The sequence below is a fragment of the Amycolatopsis sp. NPDC114503 genome (assembly GCF_055633655.1).
Genome location: NZ_JBVKDT010000008.1, coordinates 57903 through 77549, shown reverse-complemented (window position 1 = coordinate 77549; position 19647 = coordinate 57903). Strand labels below are relative to the sequence as shown.

Sequence of the window (19647 nt, the reverse complement as noted above, 5' to 3'; positions counted from 1 at the left end):
ACGGGTTACATCACCGCGCCTTGCGCCGCGGGGCGAAGCGGAACAGCTCGCCGAGCGCCCGGATGATGGCCGGCCGCTCCGCCGGTTTCGTCCCCCGCAACGCCACCACCAGCGCCAGCAACCGGATCAGCAGGCTGCCCACCACGATCCCGCCGAGCCACCACGCCGACGCGGACTCCCCCAGCAGTGCCATCCGCTCACCCTTCAGGCGCGCCCCCGAATTCAAAAGATAACGAAAGCATAACGGAGTCTGGCGCGAACGGTGCGAAAAAGCCCTCCGACGTACGTGAAGGGCCCCTTGAGGGAATCAGATTCCCTCAAGGGGCCCTTCACGGCCGATCAGGCGAAGCTCAGCCGCGCACGGTCAGCCCGACGCGCTGGAACTCCTTCAGGTCCGAGTACCCCGTCTTCGCCATCGCGCGGCGCAGCGCGCCGAACAGGTTCACCACGCCCTCCGCGTCCGAGGACGGGCCGAACAGCAGCGTCTTCAGGTCCACCGCGTAGTCCGAGTCCGGGCCGGCCACCACGCGCGAGCGCGGCAGCGACGGGTGCGCCGCCGCGGCGGTCCAGTACAGGCCCTGGCCCGGGGCGTCCGACGCGGTCGCCAGCGGGGCGCCGAGCATGACCGCGTCCGCGCCGCAGGCGATCGCCTTCGCGATGTCGCCGGAGGTCGTGATGCCGCCGTCGGCGAGGACGTGCACGTAACGGCCGCCGGTCTCGTCGAGGTAGTCGCGGCGCGCGGCGGCCGCGTCCACGATCGCCGTCGCCATCGGGGTGCCGATGCCGAGCACGCGGTCGGTGCTCGTGACGCCCTCGGTGTAGCCGTGGCCGACGATGACGCCCGCCGCGCCGGTGCGCATCAGGTGCATGGCCGTGCGGTAGTCGCTCACGCCGCCGGCGATCACCGGCACGTCGAGACGGCCGATGAACTCCTTGAGGTTGAGCGGTTCCGCGTCCCGCTGCACGTGCTCGGCGGAGATGATCGTGCCCTGCACGACCAGGATCTCGACGCCCGCCGCGACCAGATCCGGCGTCAGCTCGGCGGCGTGCTGCGGGCTGACCCGCGCGGCCACCGTCACGCCGGATTCGCGGACCGTCTTGATCGCCTCGGTCAGCAGGTCGAGCCGGATCGGCGCGGAGTGCAGCTCCTGCAGCTCGCGCACGACCGCGGTCGGGTCATCGGCGTCCTCGGCCGCGCGAACGAGGCGGAAGATCGCCTCCTCGACGTTCGCGTGCCGCGCCCACAGTCCTTCGGCGTTGAGCACGCCGAGGCCGCCCAGTTCGCCGATCGCCACCGCGGTCCCCGGCGACACGATCGCGTCCGTCGGGTGGGTGACCAGCGGCAAGTCGAACCGGTACGCGTCGATCTGCCAGGCAGTGGACACCACCGACGAGGACCGCGTCCGCCGCGACGGCACGATCTCCACGTCATCGAGGTCATACGCCCGCCGCGCGGTGCGGCCCATGCCGATCTCGACCAGATCCCGCACGTGATGTCCCTTCTCGCGCCTGCCGCTTCGCGGTCCATTGTCGCGAGTCGGCGCGGGTGACCTGCGCGCGGGGGACCGTTGCGGTGGCGACAACCACCGGTTGTGCGCGCGGTTGTTTGCCACCGGCGCGAGCGGGTGGTTGGCTGCCCGGCTGAACGAGGGGGACGGATTTGGCGCTGGGCAAGGACTTTCACCGGCTGTGGCTGGCGTACGCGGTCAGCATCGCGGGCACCTACTTCGCTCTCGACGCCTTCTCGATCATCGCGGTACGGGTGCTGCACAGCAGTGCCGCGCAGGTGTCGTTGCTGGCCGGAGCCGGGCTCGCGGTGGGTTCGCTGGCCGCGCTTCCGCTCGGTCCGTGGGTGGAATTCCGGCGGAAACGGCCGGTGCTGATCGCCATGGATCTCGTCCGGTTCGCCGCCTTGCTCACGCTGCTGCCCGCGTATCTGCTCGACGTGCTGACGTTCGCCCAGCTCGTGGCCGTGTCGGTGCTCGTGGCGGCGGCGAACATCGCGTTCACGTCGGCGAGCGGCGCGTATCTGAAGTCACTGGCGGCTGGTCCAGACCTGCTCACCGCCAATGGCCGGTTCGAGACGACGCTGTGGACCGCGACCGCGCTCGGCCCGCCGGCGGGCGGTGCGGCGATCGGGTTCTTCGGCCCGCTCGCCACTGTGATCCTGGACGCGATCAGTTACTTGCTCTCCGCACTCTCGCTCTCGACGATCCGCACCCGCGAGCCCGAACCGTCCCGCCCTGCCGCCTTCCGCGCCGCCGACCTCGTCGAAGGCTGGCGGTACCTGTTCCGGCACGCCCGGCTGCGGATGCTCTTCCTCAACAGCTGTCTGGTCAACGGCCTGATCATGGCTACCGCGCCGATGCTGGCGGTGCTGCTGCTCGGCGAACTCGGCCTGCCGACCTGGCAGTACGGGCTCGCGTTCGGCGTCCCGTGCCTCGGCGGCCTGGTCGGCTCGCGGCTAGCTCGCCGATTGGTGCCGCGCTACGGCCGGGTCCGGCTGCTGCCGATCGTCGGCGCGGTCCGGACGTGCTGGGTCGTGCTGCTGGCGTTCGTGCCGCCCGGCATCGGCGGGCTGTTCTGGGTGATGGCGGTGGAGTTCGGCCTGATCGTCTGCGCGGCGGCCTACAACACCGTCCTCGCGACGTACCGGCTCGAAGAGACAGAAGACGGGTACGTGAGCCGGATGTTGTCCGCGTGGCGGATCAGCAGCAGCGCCAGCACGGCCGGGCTGACGCTGCTGTGGGGGTTGGTGGCGACGTGGCTGGGCACGCGCGGCGCACTCGGGCTGGCGGGCGCGTTGATGCTGGCGACGCCGTTGCTGCTGCTCGGGTGGAACCGCGCTCAGAACGAGACGCGCGCGGTGGAATCGGTCCGCAGCACGGATTCCTGATCGAACAGGTGCTTGTAGTCGGTGCGGATCTGCTCGAGATCGGCGTTCGCGTGCTGGTTCGTCGGCGGATACAGCACGACGAGAACGATCGAATGCTCGCGGACGACCGCACCGGTGCCGGACCGCCATTGACCGGTGCCCTCAAGCTGCGTGAAGCCGTCCGGGAACCGCGGCGTGATGTCCTTCGCCGAGAAGTCCGCGAACTCCTTTTCGGTCACTTCGCCGCCGCCGGGCTTGGCGGTGCCGAAGTACAGCTCGGTGCGCTTCCACAGCGAGCTGTCCGGTGAATCCGCCGCGGCCGCGGAAGCAGCCCCTCCCCCGAGCACCATCGCGGCAGCCGCCGTCAGCACGAACCTCCGGGAAAACCGCATTCGCCCGCTCCCCTCGCCGTCACCTGGAGATCCAGTGTGGCGGGGAGGCGGAGCGGGCGAACAGAGCGGATCGGGTCGATCAGCGGGTCGTGTAGTTCGGGGCCTCGACCGTCATGGTGATGTCGTGCGGGTGGCTTTCTTTCAGCCCGGCCGCGGTGATCCGGACCAGCTGAGCCTCCTGCATCGCCGCGATCGTCTCCGCGCCCGCGTAGCCCATGCCCGCGCGCAGGCCGCCGACGAGCTGGTGGACGACGTTCGACAGCGGGCCGCGGAACGGGATCCGGCCCTCGATGCCCTCCGGCACCAGCTTGTCCTCGTTGAGCACGTCGTCCTGGGCGTAGCGGTCCTTGGAGTAGGACTTCGCCTGGCCGCGCGACTGCATCGCGCCCAGCGAGCCCATGCCGCGGTAGACCTTGAACTGCTTGCCGTTCACCAGGATCAGGTCGCCCGGCGATTCGGCGGTGCCCGCGAGCAGGCTGCCCAGCATGACGGTGGACGCACCGGCCGCGATGGCCTTGGCGATGTCGCCGGAGTACTGGATGCCGCCGTCGCCGATCACCGGGACGCCCGCCGGACGGCAAGCCTGGTCGGCCTCGTAGATCGCGGAGATCTGCGGCACGCCCACGCCCGCGACGATCCGCGTGGTGCAGATCGAGCCCGGGCCGACGCCGACCTTCACGCCGTCCACGCCCGCGTCCACCAACGCCTGCGCCCCGGCCCGCGTGGCCACGTTGCCGCCGACGATGTCGACGGTCTCGCCCAGTTCCTTCTTCAACAGCCGCACGGTTTCCACGACCGCGCGCGAGTGGCCGTGCGCCGTGTCGACCATCAGGACATCCACCCCCGCCTCGGCCAGCGCCATCGCCCGCTTGTGGCCGTCCGGGCCCACGCCGACCGCGGCACCGACGACGAGGCGGCCGTCCGGGTCCTTCGACGCCCGCGGGTACTGCTCCGTCTTCACGAAGTCCTTGACCGTGATCAGGCCGCGCAGCTTGCCCGCGCCGTCGACGATCGGCAGCTTCTCGATCTTGTGCCTGCGCAACAGCCCGAGCGCGGCCTCCGCGGTGACGCCGACCTGCGCGGTCACCAGCGGCGTCCGAGTCATGACCTCGCTCACCAGTCGCGTGTGGTCGACCTCGAACCGCATGTCGCGGTTGGTGATGATGCCCACGAGAGCGCCGGAGGCGTCGGTGACCGGGACGCCGGAGATCCGGAACCGCGCGCACAGCGCGTCGACCTCGGCGAGGGTGTCGTCCGGGGCGCAGGTGACCGGGTCGGTGACCATGCCCGCCTCGGACCGCTTGACCACCTCGACCGCCGCGGCCTGCTCGTCGATCGGCAGGTTGCGCTGGAGCACGCCGATCCCGCCCTGGCGGGCCATGGCGATCGCCATCCGCGCCTCGGTGACCGTGTCCATCGCGGCGGAGACCAGCGGAACGTTGAGCTTGATGTTGCGGGTGAGCTGAGTGCTCGTGTCCACCGCGCTGGGCACCACGTCCGATTCCGCGGGCAGCAGCAGCACGTCGTCGAAGGTCAAGCCGAGCATCGCGAACTTGCTGGGCACTGCGGGGGTGATGCTTTCGCTGGTCATGAGGGGCGAAGGGCCTTCCTGGCGGGAGTGGGCTGGAGTCGCGGGCAGCGGTGCCGGGCGTGGGCCGAGGGTGGTCGGGCCTTCCCCTCATGATATCCGGGCCGGGGTCCTGGCCCGGGTGGGTGGCCCGCCGGGTACCGTGCAGGCCGTGCCGCACGATGTGTTGCCCCCCGATCCGTTCGCGGACGACCCGGACGATCCGGCCCGGGCCATCCCCGACCCCGACGACCACCTCGAAGAGCCGATCAGCGCGGACGAGCGCACCGAGCTGCTGGCCGACCTGTCCGACCTCGCCGTGTACCAGGCTCTGCTGGAGCCTCGCGGGGTTCGCGGCATCGTGGTCGACTGCGGCGAGTGCGACGAACCCCACTATCACGACTGGACGCTGCTGCGCGCGAGCCTGGAGCAGCTGCTGTCCGACGGCCGGATGCGCCCGCACGAGCCGGCCTTCGACCCGAACCCGACGGACTACGTGAGCTGGGACTACTGCCGCGGGTTCGCGGACGGGGTCACCGCGAACGAGAGCGCGTACTGATCGTTCGGTTCTGAACAGCCGGAAAAGAAGGTCCTGGTGAGCTTGACCACCAGGACCTTCTTCGCGTGCGCGGACAAGTTGTCCACAGAGTTGCCCACAAGCACGCGGTCCTGTGGGCAACCGGTCAACGACGGTTCTTCGCGCTCTCCGCGTGGGCGATCATCACGCGCTCAGTCATGTTCGGCCACGGCGGACGGAGCACCACGGCCAGCGTCGCGAGCGCCGCCGCCACGAAACCGGTGCACGCCCCGATCAGCGCCATCCGACCCCCGTCGACAGCGGGCGTCCACGTCACGCCGTCGGAGTCGATCGTGTACAGCCCGACCGCGTGCCCCGGACCGCCTCGACGGCTTTGCCGGGTGACAGTGATCAGCACCGTCCCCTTGGCGGTCTCGTAGGGCTCCCCGAAAACCAGCACCGTGCCTCCCCCGTTGAAACGAAGAAGGTCCCGGCACTGTCCGTGCCGGGACCTTCGTGAAACCTACGAGCCGCTGGTGCCGTTCGGCGCCTGCACCCCTTGCGACGATTCATTGCGCGGGCTGCTGCCCGTGCCCGGATCGTTCGGGGTGGCGCTCGGCGACGGCGGCGGCGAACTCGGCGTGGACGTCACCGGCGGAAGCGGCGTCGCCGAGGTGACCGGCGGCGGATTGGTGTGCCCGCCCCCGGTGCCGGGCAGGGACGTCGACTGACCGGGCGGCTGCGCCGCGCTGCTGACCGGGTCGTGCACCGGCGGAACGGCGGGCGGCGTCGACGACTTCTGGTCCGCGGGCGGGGCCGTCGGCTGGCCGAGCTGAGCGGCCAGTTCGCGGTGCTGCTGCAGGAGCTGGTTGCGGTTGTCCGCGTCGGTGACCTGGGTGAGCGCGGCCTGCGCGTCGGCGAGCGCGCGCCGGGCGTCCGCGAGCCGGTTGTCGGCCAGGGCCAGGTTCGCCTTCTCCAGGTCGAGCTTCGCGGCGGCCGCGGCCTCGACGGAGCGGGCGTGGTCGGCGTAGAGCACCTTGGTGAGGCCCCACAGCGTGTCGCCGGGCTGGGCGTCCCGCGCGGCGAGACCGGTGCCGGTGAAGGCGATCGCGGCGGCGGCGCACGCGGCGGCCACCGGCACGAGATAGCGGCGACGGCGACCGCGGCTCTGGTACTTGCGCGCCAGCGTGGCGGTCCGCACCGTGGTGACCGCGGTGTCGACGTCGACCAGCTCGGCGAGCGGTTCGCTGTCGATGTCACGGCGCCACGCGAGCAGCAGCGCGTTCAGTTCCTGGTCCCCGAGCCCGTCGGCCACAGCCGGATCGGTCCCGCCGAGCGCGTCGAGCAGCGCGTCGTCGGCCTGGATGGCCGTCAGGTCGCCGTCGGCTTCCGCTTCGTACCCGGTCAGGCCGCTGGCCTGCGCGGAAGGTGACAGGTCTCTGTCCCGGTCTTCGCGATCGGTCACTCAGATCACCTCCTCGGCGGCAAGCACCTTGCGCAGCCGGGCGAGCGCCCGGTGCTGGGCGACGCGGACGGCGCCCGGCGTGGAACCGACGGCTTCCGCCGTCTCCTCCGCCGACAATCCGACCACGACCCGCAGAACAACGATTTCCCGCTGTTTGTCCGGCAGCACCTGCAGCAACTGCGCCATCCGCTCGTTCAGCTCACCCTGCAGAGCGCGTTGCTCCGGACCGACGCCGCCCTCGATCTCGTCGGGGATCTCGGCGACCGGCTCCGCCCGGTTGCGCGCCGCGGCGCGGTGCGCGTCGGCAACCTTGTGCTGGGCGATGCCGTAGACGAACGCCAGAAAAGGGCGGCCCTGGTCACGGTACGAAGGCAATGCCGTAAGCACCGCGAGACACACCTCCTGCGCGACGTCGTCTGCCGAAGCGAACGAACGCTCCTGCCTGCCAACCCTGGCACGGCAATACCGCACCACAAGGGGACGAATGGCGGCCAGCAACCGCTCGACTGCCTGAGGGTCTCCCTCGACAGCGGCGGCGACCGGCTCGTCCAGTCCATCCCCCACAGTGGCCATCGCAGACAACAGTCCCAGCGTTACGTGTAGGCGTGCAAAGAGTCCGGCGCGTGGTCGTCCCCGTCCTGCGCCGGTCACAGCTACCGTACCGTCGGAGTCCTACCAGACAACCGCCAGAGGTGGTGACCGGCGCGCCGGGCGCGGCCGGGCGGCGATTGTCGCAGGCAGACGGGGTGGGGCGGTGCCGTCACGCGGTGGGGACGCGGGCGAGGCACGCGGAGCAGGGGCCAGGACAACAGGTACGGGCCAGGGCTTGGCTGCCCTGGCCCGTTCGTCACCGCGGGAATCGGATCGGAAGTCCCGTACTGGCTTGCTCTGCCTCGGTCAGGACACGAGACCGCGGCGGAAGCCGTGCGCCACGGCCTGCGCGCGGTCGCGGACGCCGAGCTTGCGGAACAACCGCCGCGCGTGCGTCTTGACCGTGTCCTCGGAGAGGTACAGCTCGCGGCCGATCTGGCCGTTGCTCTTGCCCTGGCTCATGCCGCGAAGCACCTGCAGCTCGCGCTCGGTGAGCTGCACGCCCGGGTCGGACGGCTGCCGCGGCGCGGGCACCGAGGTGCTGGCCAGGGTGTGCGCCAGCGCGGCGACCAGTTCGGGCCGCGAGGCGTCCCAGCGCAGGTAGCCGCGCGCTCCGCCGGCGATGGCGGCCGCGATGCTGCCCGCGTCGTCCGGGGCGCCGAACACGATGACGTTCGCCTGGGGGTTCGCGGAGACGAGCCGGCGGGTTGCCTCGACGCCTGTCGGGACCGCGCGTTGCGTCCCGACCAGCACGACGTCGACCGGCTGACGGGTGTACCGGGCCAGCAGCTCGTCACCGTGCGCTACGCAGTCGATGCGACTGACCCCAGGCACCGCGGACATCACACGGGTGAGCCCTTCGCGGACACTGCGTCGGTCGTCGCAGATCAAGACCGTCGTCACGGGGTTTCCTTCCTGCAGCCGGGTGACATTCCACTTCCCCTATCGGACGCTTTAGTCCGAACCTTGACACGATCCGGTGGCTTTTTTTGAAGTTTCTTAGCCCGGATGCCGGAACGCCCGTTCCCGCAGGCCTACCCGGGTCCGACGGGCACCCACGGCGATTCGTGTGCGATGCGCATCACGCAAGGATCCGCGTGCCGTAACACTGCGTGCAACACCTGGCGGCTCCTGAATCGATACTCCTCGGCCCGGTCGGGGTCCAGGTCAGCGGCGACACGGGTGGCCACCCAATTAAGTGAATCGAGTTCATATTTTTCGCCGTCGGCGACGGCCGCGAGGACGAGCTCCCGCGCGCCTGGTTGTCCGGCGGCGAGGAGGGCGACGCCGAGGACGATGCCGGACTTCACGACGTGTCGCTGAGCGTGACGGGCGACGGCGGTCTCGTAGGCGAGGCGAGCCGGGGCGACGGCTGCTTCGGGTTGTCCGTCGGCGAGTTCGATCTCGGCGCCCACCCAGCCGCCCCGGACGGTCGCCCGCCAGCGCCGGTCGGCTTGGGCAGCCCGGACGGCCAGGCGGCGGGCGGCGGAGATGCGGCCGAGGGCGAGGTTGTCGGCGGCCAGGCCGAGGAGGGCGTCGGCTCTCGCGCCTTGGAGGTCTAGTCCGTGGGGGTCTTCGGCGGGCGCGACCGGGCTGTCAGCGGGGGCGGGTGCGCTGAGGTTTGGACGGAGGGGTGCGCCGCGGCTTGCGGTGGTGGGCGAGTCGGCAGCTGCCGGAGTTGATCCCGGACCAGCTGAGCCCGCTCTGGCACCTCGCGAGCCGGTGCTTGCGGTCGCCGCTCCCGAGACAACCGAGCCCGCCTCAGAGCCGCCTCGACCCGAGCCAGCAACCAAGCCCGACGAAGCAGCCGAATCCACCGCTCCGCCTGTCGAGCCCGAGCCCGGCCTGGCAGCAGTCAGGCCCTCGCCAACAGCCCCCACTCCGCGCAGCCCCACCGCCAGCAGCGCCTCCCCGTCCAGCTTCCGCGCCGCCACGTGTCCGCCCAGTTGCCGTCGATGCGACGCGAGCGTGCTCGCCGCCAGCGAGGCCGTCAGCGGATCCCGGCCGCGCCGGAGCGGGTCGAGCAAGGCCGCGGCCGCCGCGTATCGGCCGCGGGCGCCCAGCACGATCGCCGCCAGGAGGCGTTGCCTTGGCGAGCCGTCGCGAGGTATCGAGTCCGCCGGTCCGGCAGCGTCCGAGCCGAACGCGAGGGCCGTCAGCGCTTCTTCGTCCACCTCACCTTTCTAGCGTGGAGCACCGACAAGAACGTGCTCCACGCGGTCGGCCGCCGCGGAAAGATCCGCGAGCAGCTCGACCTTCGGCGGCAGCAACGCCGGATCCCAGCCGGGACCGCAGGCGAACATCCGAGTCCGCTGCCGTCCGCGAGACACGCGCGCGAAGAGCCGGGAGTCAGCGTGCGCCCGATTCGCCCACAACACCACTGCGGCCGGCGCGCTTCGGCGTACAGCTACCGCCAGCACTTCCTGGGGCAGCGCGATGCCGAAGAGCTGCGCGCCGATCCGCCGTCCCGCGAGAGCGGCCGCGAGCGCGTACACCGGCATGTTGTCCCGTTCGTCCGGCACACACGCGAGAAGGACCGGCCGTTGGTTGCGAGGCTCGTCGAGGACCGGCGTCGCGCGCACTAAGGCCGCGTACACGCACTCGGCAAGCAGGTACTCCACTTCCGCGCCCGCGTGCACCCCTCGCCACCGCGCGCCGAGCGCAGTGAGGACTGGGTCGATCACGCCAGTCCACGCCTGAAGCACGCCTAGCTCGCGGATGGCGTCGACAAGCATTCGCTGCACCGCGCCGACGTCCATCGCCAACGCCGCAGTGCTCAGTCGACGCGCGAGTCGCGAAGGGACTTCGACGTCGTCAGCCGCAGACTTCGCCTCCGTCGCTTCAGCGGGCTCCGCAGGCGCTGGCACGAAGTCCGCGCGCGGCATCTGCTCTAACGCGTACTGCGCGGCCTCCGCCGTTGAAGCGCCGCGAAGGAGCGCGCGCTGCATAAGTTCGAGACGGCCGATGTCCGAGCTGCCGTAGCGGCGATGTCTGCCGTCGGTGTGGCGACTGGGGCCGAGGCCGTAGCGGCGGTCCCAGGTACGCAGGGTGGACGGCGCGACACCGAGCCGGCGGGCGACCGAGGCCACCGGCAGGGTGGGTTCTCCATCGCCTGATCCGGATCCCACCCGGTCAATATCCAGCCCGCTCGCGGTCCCGGCAACCCGAGCCAAAAGCCCTGCTCACACATCTGGGGGATGCCTAACGGCTGAATCGCCGCCGATCTATTGAACAACTATTGGCGCGCTTCTAACGTTACCGCCGTTGCACCGAATGGAGTATCGGCACCACAGCAGAGCAGCTAATGGCATCGACCGGATGACGGAGGCGGTCAGGATGGCAGACACGCGCAGGCTCCCCGGCCCCAACGCAGACATGTGGGACTGGCAGCTGGAGGGGTCGTGCCGGGGGATGGACAGCGGATCCTTCTTCCACCCGGACGGAGAGCGGGGACCGGCGAGGGCACGGCGCGAGGCCAGGGCCAAGGCGATCTGCCTGTCGTGCCCGGTGCTGGAGATGTGCCGCAAGCACGCGCTCGCCGTGCACGAGCCCTACGGCATCTGGGGCGGGCTGTCCGAATCGGAACGAGACCACATCATCAAACAGGACAAACGCGCGTTGACCATGGCGCACATCTGACTTCACTCACGGCGCGGAAGGGGCGGTGTCCACAGTGGACGCCGTCCCTCCGCCGTTTTCGGGCCACATCGACAGCGCGAGGTCGATCACGGTCATCATCTCCTCGAGGCTGACGCCGTCGCGCGCCTGCATGGTCAGTCCATAAAAGACAGTCGCGTACAGCGCGCCGAGCGCATCAGTGTCCACAGTGGCCGCGAGGTCGCCTTCTTCCACTCCGCGACGAAGCCGCTCGCGAATCTCGCGTCGCACGTTGTCGCGCGAAGCAGCGAGAAACTCGCACACGGACGCATTGGCCGGCGTGCAATTGGTAGCCGCGAGAACGACCATGCACCCCTTGGGGTGTCCGGGTTCCACGTACGCGCAAGCGTTGTTGCGAAGCATCGCTTCGACCGCCGCGCGCGCTGTCGGCTCTTCGGTCAACGCGCGCATCGTGTGTTGTCCGTGCGCGGATTGGTAGTGCTCGACTGCTTCGCGGAACAGTGACTCCTTGTCCCCGAAGGCCGCGTACAGGCTCGGCGGCTTGATCCCCATCGCCTCAGTCAGCTCCGCCAGCGACGCACCGTCGTAGCCGCGCTCCCAGAACACCAACATGGCCTGTGTGAGCGCCTGCTCGCGGTCGAATGCGCGCGGGCGGCCGCGGGGTGACATGGACCACCTTCTTTAGCGAACGATACAGAATCCTTGACCTCGCCCATCGTACGCGGCTATTTATTTAGTTATCGCTATAGAAAGAGGTGGGGGCATGGGCACCCTGGACGGCAAGGTCGCGCTGGTCACCGGCGGAAGCCGCGGGATCGGCGCGGCGATCGCACTCCGGCTGGCCGAGGACGGCGCGGACGTCGCGATCACCTACGAACGCGCCGCGGACCGGGCGGCGGACGTGGTCGCGTCCATCGAAAAACTCGGCCGCCGCGGTCTTGCACTGCAGGCGGACGCCGCGGACGCGGACGCCGTGACCAGCGCGGTCGACCAGACCGCGGCCGACCTGGGCGGACTGGACGTGCTGGTGAACAACGCCGGAGTGTTCCCGGCGGCGCCGATCGACGAACTGACGACGGAGACGATCGACCGCACGCTGGCGATCCACGTGAAGGCCCCGCTGGTGGCGGCCAAGGCAGCAGTGCGGCACATGACCGCGGGCGGCCGGATCGTGTCAATCGGCAGCGACCTGGCCGAACGCACGCCGTTCGTCGGATTGAGCCTGTACTCGGCGAGCAAGTCGGCGCTGATCGGGATGACCAAGGGCCTGGCGCGAGACCTGGGACCACGCGGAATCACGGCGATGGTGGTGCACCCGGGCTCGACGGACACCGAGATGAACCCGGCGGACGGGCCGCATTCCGGTGACCAGTTGGCGCACATCGCGTTGGGGCACTACGGAAATACGTCGGACATCGCGGCCGCGGTGGCGTACCTGGCGGGGCCGGACGGGCGGTATCTGACGGGGACGTCGATCACGGTGGACGGCGGGTTCACTGCCTGACCGACCGGTGGGGAAGCCGCGGTTTCAGGACCGCGGCTTTTCCCGTGCCTATGAGTTCGGCGCGCTTACCGCCGAGACCTGGCCGGATCTGGAGCGCGTCTTCGCCAGCGCTCGGCCCCGCGCTCGGAAGTGGAAACCCTGCCGGTACCGGTCGGGCTCATCGGATATCTCGACGACGAACCGGTCGGCTGGACACGGGTGCAACCACGCGCCTCGCTGCCCGGCGTGACGGGCAACCGCGCGGTCCGCCGGTTGCTTGAGGACGACCCGGATGCTTGGTGGGTCGCGTGTTTCGTGGTGCGGCGGGCACAGCGAGGGACCGGCGTCGGGGTCGCGCTGCTGGAATCCGCGGTCGAATGGGCGCGGGCGCACGGAGGATCGGTGCTGGACGGCCATCCCGTCGAGGTGTCCGCCCTGAAGACAGCGCCGTCGCCCTCGGCCGTTTTCACCGGCACCGCCGCGATGTTCGCGCGGGCCGGTTTCACCGAGCTGGGCAGGACGTTCCCGAGCCGGCCGATCATGCGGAAACGCCTGCGGCCCAACGGCCTCGCCACGTAAAGCGGGGCGGCACCCCCAAGGGAAGTGCCGCCCCGCCGAAAAGCGAACCGCGTCAGTGCGAGTGTCCGTGGCCGGCGGCCTCGGGCTCTTCCTCGACCGGCTTCTCGACCACGGAGCTTTCCGTGGTGAGCACCAGCCGGGCGATGGACGCCGCGTTCGCGACGGCCGAGCGGGTGACCTTGACCGGGTCGACGATGCCGCCCGCGATCAGGTCGGTCAGTTCGCCGGTGGCCGCGTTGAAGCCCTGGCCCCAGCTCTGTTCCTTGACCTTGTTCACGATGACCGCGCCCTCGTGGCCCGCGTTCGTCGCGATCCAGTGCAGCGGGGCGGTGAGCGCGTCGCGGACGATGCGCACGCCGGTGGCCTCGTCACCGGTCAGGCCGAGGTCGCCCTCGAGTTCCTTGACCGCGTGCACCAGCGCCGAGCCGCCGCCGGGCAGGATGCCCTCTTCGACGGCCGCCTTGGTCGAAGCCACGGCGTCCTCGATGCGGTGCTTGCGCTCGTTCAGCTCGGTCTCGGTGGCCGCGCCGACCTTGATCACGGCCACGCCGCCGCCGAGCTTCGCGAGCCGCTCCTGCAGCTTTTCGCGGTCCCAGTCGGAGTCGGTGGTCTCGATCTCCTTGCGGATCTGCGCGGTCCGCCCGGCGATGTCGTCCTTCGTGCCCGCGCCGTCGACGATCGTCGTGTCGTCCTTGGTGACGACGACCCGGCGGGCCTTGCCCAGCGAGCTGAGGTCGACCTCGGACAGCTTGCGGCCGACCTCGGCGGAGATGACCTCGCCGCCGGTGACGACGGCCAGGTCGTCCAGGAACGCCTTGCGGCGGTCGCCGAAGAACGGGGCCTTGACCGCGACCGCGGTGATCGTCTTGCGCAGCGAGTTCACCACGAGGGTGGACAGCGCCTCGCCGTCGACGTCCTCGGCGATGATCAGCAGCGGCTTCTTCGCCTCGACGACCTTCTCCAGCACCGGGAGCAGGTCGGCCAGCGCCGAGATCTTCTCGCGGCTCAGCAGGATGTAGGCGTCCTCGAGGATCGCCTTCTGGTCCTCCGGGTTGGTCGCGAAGTGCGCCGACAGGAAGCCCTTGTCGAACTGGACGCCCTCGGTGATCACCAGCTCGGTCGCCAGGGTCGACGACTCCTCGATGGTGATGACGCCGTCCTCGCCCACGCGCTCGACGGCCTCGCCGAGCAGCGCGCCGATCGCCGCGTCACGCGAGGTGACGGTGCCGACCTGGGCGATGTTGTCGCGGCCCTTGACCGGGGTGGCCTTGGCCTTGAGGACCTCGATGACCTTCTCCGCGGCCGCCTCGATGCCCTTGCCGACCGCGGTCGGGTTGGCGCCGGCGGCGACGTTGCGCAGGCCGTGCTTGACCAGCGACTGGGCCAGCACCGTGGCGGTGGTGGTGCCGTCGCCGGCGACGTCGTTGGTCTTGGTGGCGACGCTCTTCGCGAGCTGCGCGCCGAGGTTCTCGAACGGGTCGTCGAGCTCGATCTCGCGAGCGACGGTGACGCCGTCGAGGGTGATCGTCGGGCCGCCGAACTTCTTGTCGAGGACGACGTGGCGACCGCGCGGGCCGAGGGTGACCTTGACCGCGTCGGCGAGCTTGTTCACCCCGCGCTCGAGCGCGCGACGAGCGTCCTCGTCGAAACTGATCTGCTTGGGCATAACGCTTTCCGCTTACCTTTCGGTTGTCGTGCGACGCAAAACGCCCCGCACCCCGGCATGAGCGGGGCCCGGGGCGTCCTTGCGCTGCGAGTGACGCGTCAGTTGATGACGGCCAGCACGTCGCGGGCGGAGAGGATCAGGTAGTCCTCGCCGTTGTACTTGACCTCGGTGCCGCCGTACTTGGAGTAGATGACGACGTCGCCGACAGCCACGTCCAGCGGAACGCGGTTGCCCTTGTCGTCGATGCGGCCCGGGCCCACGGCCAGAACCTTGCCCTCCTGGGGCTTCTCCTTGGCGGTGTCGGGGATGACGAGGCCGGAAGCGGTCGTCTCCTCGGCCTCGCTCGTCTGGACAACGATCTTGTCCTCGAGCGGCTTGATGTTCACGCTCACCGGGTTGACCTCCACGGTCGTCGAAAGCGTCGGCATGATGACTGGTTACGGCTCATACCACCCCCGCCGTCGCGGGTGCCGGGGCGTGTCCGGGCCGTTCATTTAGCACTCTAGCCATGGGAGTGCCAGCTTCGCAAGGAGGGTCCGCTCACGAGCCGGAACTCGGAACGGAAGCCGCTGACCGGCGGCTTTGCTCCGCGCGGATTCCGCACCCCCGGCCGGGCGCGGCAACCCGCTGATCACGGCACCTCGTCGACCGGCCCAGGCTCCCGGGCACCGGCGCGTGCCCGATCGGCCTCCATCCGGCGGACAAACCCCACCAAGTCCCCTCGCTCCTGGTTGGATCCGCACAGACAGGCATCTCACTCCTGGAGTCCTCCTATGCCCCGCTCACTCCCGTGGCGCCTGGCCGCCGCGACCACCGGGCTGCTGGCACTCGCCGCGATCGCGGTCACCGTCCCGGCCTCCGCCCAACCGGCCAACGAGGCCCGCCAGCGCACCTTCGCTGACGCCGCTTCCGAGTTCGGCGTCCCGCTGGACGTCCTGCTCGGCGTCTCCTACCTCGAATCCCGCTGGGACACCCATTCCGGCGCTCCCAGCACCGCCGCCGGCTACGGACCGATGCACCTCACCGACGTCCGCGCCACCGGCTTGCGCACCAGCGAGTTCGACAACCCCGACGAAGACCCCCGCGGCGACGACTCTCGCCCGACTCTGCGGTTGAAGGCGCTCAAGCCCTCGACTCCCCCGCCCGGCAGCCAGACCATCGACAAGGCCGCCGAGCTGCTGCACACCGATGCCGCGAAGCTCCGTACGGACGCCGAAGCGAACATCCGCGGCGGAGCGGCGCTGCTGGCCCAGTACCAGCGAGAGCTAGGCGTCAAGAGTGACAACGCGAAGGACTGGTACGGAGCCGTCGCGCGGTACAGCGGCTCCGAAGACGTCACCGGCGCGCGTACCTTCGCCGATGAAGTCTTCGCCACCATCAACAGCGGCATCGCGCGTACGACCGACGACGGCCAGGCGGTCAAGCTCGCCGCGACATCCGGCGTCACCCCGGATCGTGCTCAGGCAGACCGCCTCGGCCTGCGCGCCGGACAGCCGCCGGCCACCGAGTGCCCGAGGTCGATGTCCTGCGAGTCGGTGCCCGCGCCGTTCCAGAAGATCGGCGACAGCTACGGCAACTACGACAAGGCCGACCGCCCGCGCGACCAGAAGATCGACTACATCGTCATCCACGACACCGAGGGCACTTGGGACTCGGTGATGAAGCAGGCCCAGACCCCGGGCCAGACCGCGTGGCACTACACGGTCCGCTCCTCGGACGGCCAGGTCGCCCAGCACGTGCCGACCAAGGACGTCGGCTGGCACGCCGGGAACTGGTACCTGAACGCGAAATCCCTCGGCGTCGAGCACGAGGGCTTCGCCGCGCAGGGCACCTGGTTCACCGAGGCGATGTACCGCCAGTCCGCGAAGCTCGTGCGCTATCTCGCGCACCGCTTCGGCGTTCCGCTGGACCGGGCGCACATCCTCGGCCACGACAACGTGCCCGGCCCGAACGCGGACAAGATCAAGAGCATGCACTGGGATCCGGGTCCGTACTGGGACTGGGCGCACTACTTCGACCTGCTCGGAGCCCCGCTGGAGCACGAAGGCGCGCCGGATTCCGACCTGGTGACGATCGCGCCGGAGTACTCCGCCAACCGCCCGGTGTTCACCGGCTGCGACAAGATCGGGTCCGGAAACCCCTGCCCCGAGCGGAGTTCGGGATCCGTCGTGCTGCACACCGAGCCGAGCGAATCCGCGCCGCTGCTGTCCGATGTGGGCATGCACGGGCCGAATCCGTCCACAATGGACGTCTCGGATATCGGCAGCCGCGCGGCCACCGGCCAGAAGTACGCCGTCGCGGACACCCGCGGCGACTGGACCGCGATCTGGTACCTCGGCCAGAAGGGCTGGTTCCGCAACCCGGGCGACGCGCCCACCGCGTACCCGGCCGACGGATTCGTCGCGACTCCCAAGGCGGGCAAGGCGACCGTGCCGGTCTACGGCAGTGCGTACCCGGAGGCCGGGGCGTACCCGAAGGACATTCCGGTGCAGGAGCTCAAGCCGCTGCCGTACCAGTTCGGCGCGGGCCAGAAGTACTCGGTCGGCGGGCTGACCGGCTCGGAGTACTACTCGGCGTCGTTCGACGTCGCGACCAACAAGGTCGTGAAGGGCAAGTCGCGGTACGTGGAAATCCAGCTCGGCCACCGCGTGGCGTACGTCAGCCGCGACGACGTCGACCTCGAACCGGCGTCCTGATCACACCACGCTGAATGCCCGGGCCGCCCGCGCGCGGCCCGGGCATTCACGCGTCCAGTGCCACTTTCACGCCGGCGCTGGCCTCGGTGTTGCGCCGGGTCTTGGCCCAGCCGTTGCGACCGCGCACCAGCCGGAACAGCGCGCGCCAGGACGTGATGTAGAAGGTGTAGATGTAGGCCGCGTACAGCAGGCCCATGCCGATGCCGCGGAAGATGTTCTTGCTGCGCAAGCATTTCATCTGGTAGATCGGGCCCCATACGACGAACGGCAGCAGTCCGAACGAACCGTAGATCGCGAACAGGATCCACGCGCCGCCGGTGAACCACGTCCACACCTGGCCCGGATCGCCCGCGGTGCTCACGAGAAGCAGGATGAACGGCACCGGGTACAGCAGCGAGCCGAGCAGCTGCATCCACGGCTGCGCCAGGTAGTACATCATCTCCGCGGCGCCCAAAGTGGACACATGCGGCGAGTCCCAGATCCGGCGCAGGTACCGCATGCACTGCATCGTTCCCTGGCCCCAGCGCGTGCGCTGCACCAGGAACCGGCGGAGGCTGTACAGACCTTCTTGCGCCACATGCGAATCCGGCGTGAACCCGGTGCGCCAGCCCGCGGTGAGCAGGTGCACGCCGAGTTCGAAGTCCTCCAGCAGCGATCCGCGCCACGGCGCCAGTTCGTCGCCGGCGATCGAGTCCAATGCGGACAGCCGGGTGAACTGTCCGTTGCCGCCCATGGAGATCGTGCCGGTGAAGCCGCGGGAGGTCTGGATCGCCGCGATCGCGGTACGGAACTCCAAGTCCTGCAACTGGGCGAGCTTGAGCCCGAACGCGCGGGAGAACCACGTGCGCCCCGGCGGTCGGCTGCGGAAGTTGCTCATCCGCACGTCGAGCTGGACGGCGCCGACGGTTTCGTCGCCGAACAGGTGGTCCGCCGCGCACACTTCGAGACAGTTGGACGCCGGACGGCCGTCCGCGTCGACCACCACGACCACCACCCGGTCCCGATCCGCGTCGGGACCGAGCCAGTCGTCAAGCTGACGGTAGGCGGCGTTGAGCGCGTCTCCCTTGCCGGTGCGCGCTTCCGGACGTTGCCGGGCGACGAGGTGCAGATTCGCGTCGTAGCCGCCGTTTCGCCGCCACACCGAGCGCACGACGCGGGCGGTGCGGTCGTCGGAGTCGTCGTCCACCACCCACACGTGCGCACGGCGGAAGGTGCTGCGCAGGTACTTCACCGTCTCGCGGATCACCACTTCCTCGTCGCGACAGGGGACGAAGAAGTGCCACGAGAAGTCGGCGGGATCGCCGACCGGAGCGGGCTTGCGGCGCAGGTACGGCACGACGATCACCACGACGTACACGAGGAACGCGACGCTCATGGTGAGCGCGAACGCCTGCGTGACCGACAGCAGGATCTTCAGGCCGGAGCTGCTCACGCCGCGGCCCGCTTCTCGGCCTTCGTCTTCCGCGTCGCCAGCCAGACGAACAGCACCAGCGAGATCGCCCCGCCGATGACGCTGACCAGCGAGCCGAGCAGGGTGTGGCCCCAGTAGTAGCCGTCGTCGGTGCCGAGCCCGTTGACCAGCCCGACGATCGTGAGAATCCGTAACTGATTAACCAGAATCACCGCGATCGCGGAAATTCCCAGCGAGAAAAAGAGTCTGCGGGCATTCTGTGGCCGGAACCACAGAAGTGCGGCGGTGACCAATAGCAACGGCAGAAGAAGGAATACCGACGAGCATTCCGGAGTCATCCGCAACCCGAATGGAGTATCGCCGGACAACCCGAAGTAGACCGATTCCCGGTTTCCGGCCACATAGACCCCCGATGAGGTGAAAACCCGGAGGATGGCACCGGCCAGTTGTACCTCCAGTTCGCGGTACCCGCGTTCCACGAGCACCAGCACCACCCCCGCGGCGAGCACCCCGAACACCGCCATACGCAGCGGAAACCGGGATGCGCCTGACACCGGCGCGTTGACTGCTGTCACGACGACCCTCTCGAGAAGAAACCCAGCGGAACCGGGGCGGACCCGGCCACGGTCGTGTCCGCGACGGTTTCCGCCCTTCCCCGGGCGGCCCCCTTTCCGGGGACACCCGAGCAGCTTTCGGCATATTCTTACCCAAGCTTGCTACGCCATTCGAGTGATACTTCACCCGGCCTGGGAAAAACCGGAATCTATATCACCCGATGTAGTGATCC

General features: G+C 69.7%; 22 protein-coding genes. 7 read left to right on the top strand and 15 right to left on the bottom strand.

Annotation, left to right across the window (positions count from 1 at the left end):
• Window positions 1-10: 10 nt before the first annotated feature.
• Both ACZ7OI_RS31255 and ACZ7OI_RS31250 read right to left on the bottom strand, forming a co-directional pair.
• Window positions 11-193 carry a hypothetical protein gene (locus tag ACZ7OI_RS31255; RefSeq protein WP_470232767.1) on the bottom strand — a complete coding sequence of 61 codons (183 nt, stop codon included), beginning with the start codon at window positions 191-193 and terminating at the stop codon, window positions 11-13.
• A gap of 157 nt (window positions 194-350) precedes the next feature.
• Window positions 351-1490 carry a GuaB3 family IMP dehydrogenase-related protein gene (locus tag ACZ7OI_RS31250; RefSeq protein ID WP_470267690.1) on the bottom strand — a complete coding sequence of 380 codons (1140 nt, stop codon included), beginning with the start codon at window positions 1488-1490 and terminating at the stop codon, window positions 351-353.
• Window positions 1491-1660: 170 nt separating this feature from the next.
• Between ACZ7OI_RS31250 and ACZ7OI_RS31245 the strand changes: the two genes are divergently transcribed.
• Window positions 1661-2896: an MFS transporter gene (locus tag ACZ7OI_RS31245; protein ID WP_470267689.1), complete on the top strand. Its 1236-nt coding sequence runs from the start codon at window positions 1661-1663 to the stop codon at window positions 2894-2896.
• On the opposite strand, the gene ACZ7OI_RS31240 is transcribed toward ACZ7OI_RS31245, so the two are convergent.
• Window positions 2848-3267 (bottom strand): DUF3574 domain-containing protein, encoded by a 420-nt coding sequence (locus tag ACZ7OI_RS31240; protein WP_470267688.1) that lies wholly within the window; start codon window positions 3265-3267, stop codon window positions 2848-2850. The genes ACZ7OI_RS31245 and ACZ7OI_RS31240 overlap by 49 nt on opposite strands.
• A gap of 79 nt (window positions 3268-3346) precedes the next feature.
• On the bottom strand, window positions 3347-4858 hold the full coding sequence (guaB, locus tag ACZ7OI_RS31235) for an IMP dehydrogenase (protein WP_344270386.1): 1512 nt from the start codon (window positions 4856-4858) through the stop codon (window positions 3347-3349).
• Between the two features lie 139 nt (window positions 4859-4997).
• On the opposite strand from guaB, the gene ACZ7OI_RS31230 reads away from it, so the two are divergent.
• A complete protein-coding gene (locus tag ACZ7OI_RS31230; protein ID WP_009072430.1) occupies window positions 4998-5393 on the top strand; it encodes a DUF5319 domain-containing protein in 396 nt (131 codons plus the stop codon).
• A 124-nt stretch (window positions 5394-5517) separates the two neighbouring features.
• Here the strand turns inward: ACZ7OI_RS31230 and ACZ7OI_RS31225 are convergent, their stop codons facing one another.
• From ACZ7OI_RS31225 to ACZ7OI_RS31205, 5 genes are all read right to left on the bottom strand, one after another.
• The gene (locus tag ACZ7OI_RS31225) at window positions 5518-5811 is read right to left on the bottom strand and encodes a hypothetical protein (protein WP_470267687.1); all 294 of its coding nucleotides are present in this window, start codon (window positions 5809-5811) and stop codon (window positions 5518-5520) included.
• Window positions 5812-5874: 63 nt separating this feature from the next.
• Window positions 5875-6816 carry an anti-sigma-D factor RsdA gene (locus ACZ7OI_RS31220; RefSeq protein ID WP_470267686.1) on the bottom strand — a complete coding sequence of 314 codons (942 nt, stop codon included), beginning with the start codon at window positions 6814-6816 and terminating at the stop codon, window positions 5875-5877.
• The gene (locus tag ACZ7OI_RS31215; protein ID WP_009072423.1) at window positions 6817-7389 is read right to left on the bottom strand and encodes a sigma-70 family RNA polymerase sigma factor; all 573 of its coding nucleotides are present in this window, start codon (window positions 7387-7389) and stop codon (window positions 6817-6819) included. It lies immediately after the preceding gene.
• A 324-nt stretch (window positions 7390-7713) separates the two neighbouring features.
• The gene (locus tag ACZ7OI_RS31210) at window positions 7714-8310 is read right to left on the bottom strand and encodes a response regulator transcription factor (protein WP_020662719.1); all 597 of its coding nucleotides are present in this window, start codon (window positions 8308-8310) and stop codon (window positions 7714-7716) included.
• Window positions 8311-8441: 131 nt separating this feature from the next.
• The gene (locus ACZ7OI_RS31205; protein ID WP_470268068.1) at window positions 8442-8717 is read right to left on the bottom strand and encodes a hypothetical protein; all 276 of its coding nucleotides are present in this window, start codon (window positions 8715-8717) and stop codon (window positions 8442-8444) included.
• A 3-nt stretch (window positions 8718-8720) separates the two neighbouring features.
• Between ACZ7OI_RS31205 and ACZ7OI_RS31200 the strand changes: the two genes are divergently transcribed.
• On the top strand, window positions 8721-8969 hold the full coding sequence (locus ACZ7OI_RS31200) for a hypothetical protein (RefSeq protein ID WP_470268067.1): 249 nt from the start codon (window positions 8721-8723) through the stop codon (window positions 8967-8969).
• Between the two features lie 621 nt (window positions 8970-9590).
• Here ACZ7OI_RS31200 and ACZ7OI_RS31195 read toward each other — a convergent pair.
• Window positions 9591-10496: a MerR family transcriptional regulator gene (locus ACZ7OI_RS31195; RefSeq protein ID WP_470267685.1), complete on the bottom strand. Its 906-nt coding sequence runs from the start codon at window positions 10494-10496 to the stop codon at window positions 9591-9593.
• A gap of 247 nt (window positions 10497-10743) precedes the next feature.
• Between ACZ7OI_RS31195 and ACZ7OI_RS31190 the strand changes: the two genes are divergently transcribed.
• Window positions 10744-11046, top strand: a complete 303-nt coding sequence (locus ACZ7OI_RS31190) for a WhiB family transcriptional regulator (protein ID WP_037816439.1) — start codon at window positions 10744-10746, stop codon at window positions 11044-11046.
• Between the two features lie 6 nt (window positions 11047-11052).
• Here ACZ7OI_RS31190 and ACZ7OI_RS31185 read toward each other — a convergent pair whose 3' ends face one another.
• On the bottom strand, window positions 11053-11694 hold the full coding sequence (locus tag ACZ7OI_RS31185; RefSeq protein WP_470267684.1) for a TetR/AcrR family transcriptional regulator: 642 nt from the start codon (window positions 11692-11694) through the stop codon (window positions 11053-11055).
• Between the two features lie 94 nt (window positions 11695-11788).
• Here ACZ7OI_RS31185 and ACZ7OI_RS31180 point away from each other — a divergent pair, with 94 nt between their 5' ends.
• Together ACZ7OI_RS31180 and ACZ7OI_RS31175 are read left to right on the top strand one after the other, a co-directional pair.
• Window positions 11789-12529 carry an SDR family NAD(P)-dependent oxidoreductase gene (locus ACZ7OI_RS31180; RefSeq protein WP_470267682.1) on the top strand — a complete coding sequence of 247 codons (741 nt, stop codon included), beginning with the start codon at window positions 11789-11791 and terminating at the stop codon, window positions 12527-12529.
• A gap of 129 nt (window positions 12530-12658) precedes the next feature.
• Window positions 12659-13087, top strand: a complete 429-nt coding sequence (locus ACZ7OI_RS31175) for a GNAT family N-acetyltransferase (RefSeq protein WP_470267681.1) — start codon at window positions 12659-12661, stop codon at window positions 13085-13087.
• Between the two features lie 52 nt (window positions 13088-13139).
• On the opposite strand, the gene groL is transcribed toward ACZ7OI_RS31175, so the two are convergent.
• A complete protein-coding gene (gene groL, locus ACZ7OI_RS31170; RefSeq protein WP_470267680.1) occupies window positions 13140-14753 on the bottom strand; it encodes a chaperonin GroEL in 1614 nt (537 codons plus the stop codon).
• Window positions 14754-14851: 98 nt separating this feature from the next.
• The gene (gene groES, locus ACZ7OI_RS31165; RefSeq protein ID WP_009072407.1) at window positions 14852-15145 is read right to left on the bottom strand and encodes a co-chaperone GroES; all 294 of its coding nucleotides are present in this window, start codon (window positions 15143-15145) and stop codon (window positions 14852-14854) included.
• 381 nt (window positions 15146-15526) lie between these two features.
• On the opposite strand from groES, the gene ACZ7OI_RS31160 reads away from it, so the two are divergent.
• The gene (locus ACZ7OI_RS31160; protein ID WP_470267679.1) at window positions 15527-17449 is read left to right on the top strand and encodes an N-acetylmuramoyl-L-alanine amidase; all 1923 of its coding nucleotides are present in this window, start codon (window positions 15527-15529) and stop codon (window positions 17447-17449) included.
• Between the two features lie 46 nt (window positions 17450-17495).
• Here ACZ7OI_RS31160 and ACZ7OI_RS31155 read toward each other — a convergent pair whose 3' ends face one another.
• Together ACZ7OI_RS31155 and xrtP are read right to left on the bottom strand one after the other, a co-directional pair.
• Entirely contained in the window at window positions 17496-18824 is a 1329-nt protein-coding gene (locus ACZ7OI_RS31155) for a glycosyltransferase family 2 protein (protein WP_470268042.1), read from the bottom strand.
• A gap of 53 nt (window positions 18825-18877) precedes the next feature.
• A complete protein-coding gene (gene xrtP, locus ACZ7OI_RS31150; RefSeq protein WP_470268041.1) occupies window positions 18878-19384 on the bottom strand; it encodes an exosortase P in 507 nt (168 codons plus the stop codon).
• Window positions 19385-19647 lie beyond the last annotated feature (263 nt).

Coding starts and splice junctions, on each gene's coding strand:
- ACZ7OI_RS31255 (WP_470232767.1), bottom strand. CDS start 193: ATGGCACTGCTGGGGGAGTCCGCGTCGGCGTGGTGGCTCGGCGGGATC.
- ACZ7OI_RS31240 (WP_470267688.1), bottom strand. CDS start 3,267: ATGCGGTTTTCCCGGAGGTTCGTGCTGACGGCGGCTGCCGCGATGGTG.
- guaB (WP_344270386.1), bottom strand. CDS start 4,858: ATGACCAGCGAAAGCATCACCCCCGCAGTGCCCAGCAAGTTCGCGATG.
- ACZ7OI_RS31215 (WP_009072423.1), bottom strand. CDS start 7,389: ATGGCCACTGTGGGGGATGGACTGGACGAGCCGGTCGCCGCCGCTGTC.
- ACZ7OI_RS31190 (WP_037816439.1), top strand. CDS start 10,744: ATGGCAGACACGCGCAGGCTCCCCGGCCCCAACGCAGACATGTGGGAC.
- ACZ7OI_RS31185 (WP_470267684.1), bottom strand. CDS start 11,694: ATGTCACCCCGCGGCCGCCCGCGCGCATTCGACCGCGAGCAGGCGCTC.
- ACZ7OI_RS31180 (WP_470267682.1), top strand. CDS start 11,789: ATGGGCACCCTGGACGGCAAGGTCGCGCTGGTCACCGGCGGAAGCCGC.
- groL (WP_470267680.1), bottom strand. CDS start 14,753: ATGCCCAAGCAGATCAGTTTCGACGAGGACGCTCGTCGCGCGCTCGAG.
- ACZ7OI_RS31160 (WP_470267679.1), top strand. CDS start 15,527: ATGCCCCGCTCACTCCCGTGGCGCCTGGCCGCCGCGACCACCGGGCTG.
- ACZ7OI_RS31155 (WP_470268042.1), bottom strand. CDS start 18,824: ATGAGCGTCGCGTTCCTCGTGTACGTCGTGGTGATCGTCGTGCCGTAC.
- xrtP (WP_470268041.1), bottom strand. CDS start 19,384: ATGGCGGTGTTCGGGGTGCTCGCCGCGGGGGTGGTGCTGGTGCTCGTG.